The organism is Leucobacter soli, from assembly GCF_042659205.1.
GTDB classification, from domain to species: Bacteria; Actinomycetota; Actinomycetes; order Actinomycetales; family Microbacteriaceae; genus Leucobacter; species Leucobacter soli.
Genome location: NZ_JBHSRW010000159.1, coordinates 1 through 5,355 on the forward strand (window position 1 = coordinate 1; position 5,355 = coordinate 5,355).

General features: G+C 70.1%; 5 protein-coding genes. 3 read left to right on the plus strand and 2 right to left on the minus strand.

Going from position 1 to position 5,355, the window contains the following annotated elements; all coding sequences use genetic code 11:
* Both ACFPZL_RS09555 and ACFPZL_RS09560 read right to left on the minus strand, forming a co-directional pair.
* Positions 1 to 277: DUF4432 family protein (locus tag ACFPZL_RS09555; protein ID WP_382335225.1), on the minus strand; the 277-nt coding region annotated here is incomplete at its 3' end.
* Positions 270 to 1,514: a cupin domain-containing protein gene (locus ACFPZL_RS09560; protein ID WP_218115935.1), complete on the minus strand. Its 1,245-nt coding sequence runs from the start codon at positions 1,512 to 1,514 to the stop codon at positions 270 to 272. The genes ACFPZL_RS09560 and ACFPZL_RS09555, both read right to left, overlap by 8 nt.
* A 216-nt stretch (positions 1,515 to 1,730) precedes the next feature.
* Here ACFPZL_RS09560 and ACFPZL_RS09565 point away from each other — a divergent pair, with 216 nt between their 5' ends.
* From ACFPZL_RS09565 to ACFPZL_RS09575, 3 genes are all read left to right on the plus strand, one after another.
* Positions 1,731 to 2,492, plus strand: coding sequence for a DeoR/GlpR family DNA-binding transcription regulator (locus ACFPZL_RS09565; protein WP_218115934.1), 762 nt, complete (start codon positions 1,731 to 1,733; stop codon positions 2,490 to 2,492).
* Positions 2,493 to 2,597: 105 nt separating this feature from the next.
* Positions 2,598 to 4,661 carry a bifunctional aldolase/short-chain dehydrogenase gene (locus ACFPZL_RS09570; RefSeq protein WP_218115933.1) on the plus strand — a complete coding sequence of 688 codons (2,064 nt, stop codon included), beginning with the start codon at positions 2,598 to 2,600 and terminating at the stop codon, positions 4,659 to 4,661.
* Positions 4,658 to 5,355: FGGY family carbohydrate kinase (locus ACFPZL_RS09575; RefSeq protein WP_382335228.1), on the plus strand; the 698-nt coding region annotated here is incomplete at its 3' end. The genes ACFPZL_RS09570 and ACFPZL_RS09575, both read left to right, overlap by 4 nt.

A 5,355-nucleotide genomic window follows, 5' to 3' on the forward strand; every position in this document is an offset into this window, starting at 1 on the left:
GCCAGCCGGATCCCTCGGGCTCGAAGGCGTCCGGGCCGGTCATGCCGGTGGGGGAGGCCCAGGCCACCGGCCAGCCGTCGACGGTCGCGTGACCGATGTCGAGCGCGCGGTCCGGGTGCAGCTCGAGTTCGAGGCCGCCGCCGTTCACCAGGCGCAGCCGCCTGGTGCCGTGCGCGACGCCGTCGGCCTCGATGAACGAGTCGATCCGCGCCGCTTGTGCGAGGAGACCGGTGCGCTCGCGCACCCGCTCCATCGTCTCGCCGAAAATCTCAGGCATGCCGTCCGAGCTCCCCGTTCTCGGGTCCGAAGTGCTTCAGGATCACCAGATCGTCGGTCTGAGACCGGTTGGTGATGCGCACGCCGTCGCGGGCCGCGCTCTCCGAGACGAAGAACTCGTCCTGGCTGAGCTGGCCGAAGCGGAGCAGGGTGGCGGCGGCGACCTCGTGGTCGCCGAGCGTCCCCTGGCCCTGCACCACGATGAGGCCGTAGGCGTCGGTGTCGGTGATCGTGACCGTCTGGCCGGGGCGCACGGTCAGCTCCTTCGCGCTGAACGCGGTGCTGCGGAACACGATCCAGCGCTCCGAGTACGCTGTCCCGCCGTCGGCTGCCGACTGCTCCGTCGCGTACGGGGTCATGAAGCGGTTGCTGACGAAGTAGGGGTCGACGTTGAGGTCCCACTCGAGGAGGCCGACGATGAAGTCGAGGTCGCCGTGGTGCGAGGCCGGCACGTCCTTCCAGAGCAGCGCCTCGTCGACCTCGCGGTTGTTGCTCCACGACTCGCACATGCAGAAGACGTCGCACGCGGCCTGCGGCTCGTAGGTGCAGACGCTCGCGGGGGCGTGCAGAACGCCGGCCGGGATGTCCCAGCCGGTGCCGAGCTGGGTGCGGTAGCCCAGCGCCAGGTCGGTGATGCGGTTGTCCCCGCCGTCGGCGAAGCGGGCGAGCCGCTCCTTGACCTGCTCCTTCGTCACCTCCGCCTGGAAGCCGAGGAACGAGATCGGCTGGAGGCCGAGGTGGTTGTTCATGTGCGGCGAGTAGTAGTAGGCCTCGGGCTTGCCGGGCTTGTCGACGAGCGCCGCCTTCTCGTCGGTGTGGTGCACGTGGAACGGCAGGGCCTGGGCGTTGTCGAAGAACTTCGAGTACATGGGCCACTTGTTGTGGCGATCCCAGATGCGGGATCCGATCAGCTCGGCCTTGTGGTACCCCACGAACTCGTCGAAGGGGATGAGGGCGCCGCCGTCGGGGTCGACGACGAGGCTCAGGCCCTCGTACGGGCCGGTCTTCGGGCCGTTGTCGGCTCGCACGGCGGAGGCGAGCCAGCGCTCGTCGATACCGCCGCGGCCCTGCTCGAAGGGGAAGTAGTCGTCCGGGTGCAGACGGATGCGCCGACCGGGGGTGCAGAAGGCCCGGGGTACCCAGGCCGGGGCGAGGCGGACGATACCGGCGCCGGCATCCAGCGCCCGGTCCATCGCCGAGGAACGTGCTGCCACCTGGTCGTAGGCGCTGTTCGTCATCTGTTGTTGCCCTTTCTGCGACGCGCAGCGAGGGCGGGAAGGCCGCGCTGCCTGATTTTGGTTCATTGAACCTTTCGGAAGCGAATGTAGCACCGCCGTCGCGGGAGTGTCAATCTCCGAGACCGAATAGAGACCACTGCCGCCGGGCTCCGGCGTGCAGTACGCTCGAAATGTTCGTTCGTGTTCATTTAGATTTCGGCACTCGGGGGAGGCGTCATGGCGACCCAGAGCAGCGTGGACGCTCAGCGGCGGCGGGACGCGATCCTCGAGGTCCTGACGGAGGATGGGGCCGTCGATCTGCACGCCCTCGCGCAGCGCTTCGACGTCTCGGCGATGACGATCCGGCGCGATCTCGAGAGCCTCGAGCGCGAAGGGGTGCTCCAGCGCGTGCGCGGGGGAGCGGTCGCCACCATCCGGCCGAGAACGTTCGGCGAACGCCGAGGGCTGGGCGCGCGCGCCAAGCAGCTCATCGCCTCGAAGGCGGTGCGCCTGTTCCCGAGATCCGGCGCGGTCGCCCTCGACGCATCGAGCACCATCGGCACGCTCGCGGGTCGCATGCGCGGCGCCTGGAGCGTCACCGTCGCCACGAACTCCTACGAGAACTTCACGGCGCTGGCTGCGATCCCGAAGGTCACGCCGGTGCTCGCGGGCGGCGAGCTCGAGCCCAGCACCGGAAGCCTCGTCGGCCCTATCACCTGCGCTGCGGCGGAGTCCCTGGTCTACCAGCGCTTCTTCCTCTCCGCCAGTGCGGTCGACGCCGTGCACGGCACCTCGGAGGTCTCGCTCGCGGAGGCCGAGGTGAAGCGGGCCTTCGCCGGGCGCAGCCGCGAGACCGTGCTCTGCGTGGATTCGACGAAGCTCGGCCAGCTCTCTTCGGCGGCCGGATTCCCGCTCTCGGCGATCGACGTGATGATCACCGAGCTCGCTCCGTCGGATCCGCGCCTCGACCCCTATCGGGGCCTCGTCGAACTGGTGTGATGCGGCATGCCGGCGGAGTGCGGACGGGTGCGGGTGCCACTTGTGCATCACGTTAGTTCGTGTTATTTTCACAGACAGTAACATTTCTGATGTGAAGGATCCTCGATGACGAAGCCAGCAGAGACCACGCCAGCGGTGAACCCGGCGGCGGCGGCGCTCCTCGCCCGCTCCAACCGCCTCGGCGGCGACAAGAAGAACACCAACTTCGCCGGCGGCAACACCTCGGCCAAGGGCGTCGAGCGCGACCCGGTCACCGGAGGCGACGTCGAGCTGCTGTGGGTGAAGGGATCAGGCGGGGATCTCGGCACGCTCACCGCGGCCGGGCTCTCCACGCTGCGCCTCGACCGCATGCGCGCCCTCGTCGACGTGTACCCCGGCCTCGAGCGCGAGGACGAGATGGTCGCCGCCTTCGACTACTGCCTCCACGGCAGGGGCGGCGCCGCGCCGAGCATCGACACCGCCATGCACGGCCTCGTGAACAAACCGCACGTCGACCACCTGCACCCCGACTCCGGCATCGCGATCGCGACCGCCGCGGACGGCGAGGCGCTCACCGCCGAGATCTTCGGCGACGAGGTCGTGTGGGTGCCGTGGCGCCGCCCCGGCTTCCAGCTCGGCCTCGACATCGCCGCGATCCAGGAGGCGAACCCGCAGGCGATCGGCTGCATCCTCGGCGGACACGGCATCACCGCCTGGGGCGAGACCAGTGAGGAGAGCGAACGCAACTCGCTCCGGATCATCGACACCGCGGCCGCCTACATCGCCGAGCACGGCGCGCCCGAGCCCTTCGGCGCCGTCGTCGCGGGCTACGAGCCGCTGTCCGAGGCAGAGCGCCGCGCTCGCGCCGCCGCCCTCGCGCCCACGATCCGCGGCATCGCCTCGCACGACAAGCCCATGGTCGGCCACTTCACCGACAGCGCCGAGGTTCTCGACTTCCTCTCGCGCGAGAAGCTGGCGCCGCTCTCGGCGCTCGGTACCAGCTGCCCCGATCACTTCCTGCGCACCAAGGTCAAGCCGATGGTGCTCGATCTCCCCGCCACCGCGTCGCTCGAGGATCAGCTCGCGCGGCTCCACGAGCTGCACGAGGCTTACCGCGCAGACTACCGGGCCTATTACGACGCGCATGCCGACGAGTCGAGCCCGGCGATCCGCGGCGCCGATCCGCTCATCGTGCTCGTACCCGGCGTCGGCATGTTCAGCTACGGCGCGAACAAGCAGACCGCGCGTGTGGCAGGCGAGTTCTACGTCAATGCGATCAACGTGATGCGCGGAGCCGAGGCGCTCTCGACGTACGCGCCGATCAGCGACGCCGAGAAGTTCCGCATCGAGTACTGGGCGCTCGAGGAGGCGAAGCTGCGGCGCATGCCGAAGCCGAAGTCGCACCAGGGCCGCATCGCGCTCGTCACCGGCGCCGCTTCGGGCATCGGCAAGGCCATCGCGACCCGGCTCGCGGCCGAGGGCGCCTGCGTCGTGGTCGCCGATCTCGATCTCGAGAAGGCGCAGGCCGCCGCGGCGGAGCTCGGCAACGCCGATGTCGCGGTCGGCGTCGCCGCGAACGTCGCCGACGCCGACGCGGTGCAGGCCGCCATCGACGAGGCGGTCCTCGCCTTCGGCGGTCTCGACCTCGTCGTCAACAACGCGGGCCTTTCGCTCTCGAAGCCGCTGCTCGAGACCACCGAGGCCGACTGGAACCTGCAGCACGACGTCATGGCGAAGGGATCCTTCCTCGTCTCGAAGGCTGCCGCCCGCGCGCTCATCGACCAGGGCATGGGCGGCGACATCATCTACATCTCGTCGAAGAACAGTGTCTTCGCCGGCCCCAACAACATCGCCTACTCGGCGACGAAGGCCGACCAGGCGCACCAGGTGCGGCTGCTCGCCGTTGAGCTCGGCGAGCACGGCGTGCGCGTCAACGGCATCAACCCCGACGGCGTGGTGCGCGGATCCGGCATCTTCGCCTCCGGCTGGGGTGCGAACCGGGCCGCCACCTACGGCGTCGCCGAAGAAGACCTCGGCCAGTTCTACGCGAACCGCACGATCCTCAAGCGCGAGGTCGTGCCCGAGAACGTGGCCGACGCGGTCTACGTGCTGACCGGGCCGGAGCTCTCACGCACCACCGGCCTCCACATCCCCGTCGACTCGGGCGTCGCGGCGGCGTTCCTGCGATGAGCGCGCGGGCGGACGGTGCCGCGAACTCGGTCGCGGCGGTCGATCTCGGAGCCACGAGCGGGAGGGTGATCCTCGGCCGCATCGACGACGGCAGGCTCGAGGCGCGGCACATCGCCCGCTTCGCGAACGATCCCGTGCGCACGCGGGACGGGCTGCACTGGAACATCCTCGGCCTCTACCAGGAGGTGCTCCGCGGGCTCGCCGCGGCCGAGCGCGAACTGCCCGGCGGCATCGCGAGCGTCGGCATCGACTCCTGGGCGGTCGACTACGGCCTGCTGCGGAGCGGTCGACTGCTCGGCACGCCCTACCACTACCGCGATGCGCGGAACGACGCCGGCGTCGCGGCGGTGCACGCGCGCGTGCCGGCCGAGCAGCTCTATGCGCGCAACGGGCTGCAGCACCTCGCGTTCAACACCCTGTTCCAGCTCGCGACCGAGGGGCCGCTGCTCGCCGAGGCGGATCGGATGCTGCTGATCCCCGACCTGCTCGCCTACTGGCTCACCGGTGCCGAGGTCGCCGAGCGCACCAACGCCTCCACCACCGGCCTGCTCGATCCCCGCACGGGGGAGTGGGACCGCGAACTCGCCGAGGCTCTCGGCGTGCCGGTCCGCCTGCTGCCCGAGCTCGTCGACCCCGGCACCCGGCTCGGGACGCTATCGCCCGAGGTCGCAGCCGTCGTCGGCCGCGACCTCGA

Excerpts from the sequence above, each read along its gene's own strand:
- ACFPZL_RS09560 (WP_218115935.1), bottom strand. The coding sequence starts at position 1,514 with ATGACGAACAGCGCCTACGACCAGGTGGCAGCACGTTCCTCGGCGATG.
- ACFPZL_RS09565 (WP_218115934.1), top strand. The coding sequence starts at position 1,731 with ATGGCGACCCAGAGCAGCGTGGACGCTCAGCGGCGGCGGGACGCGATC.
- ACFPZL_RS09570 (WP_218115933.1), top strand. The coding sequence starts at position 2,598 with ATGACGAAGCCAGCAGAGACCACGCCAGCGGTGAACCCGGCGGCGGCG.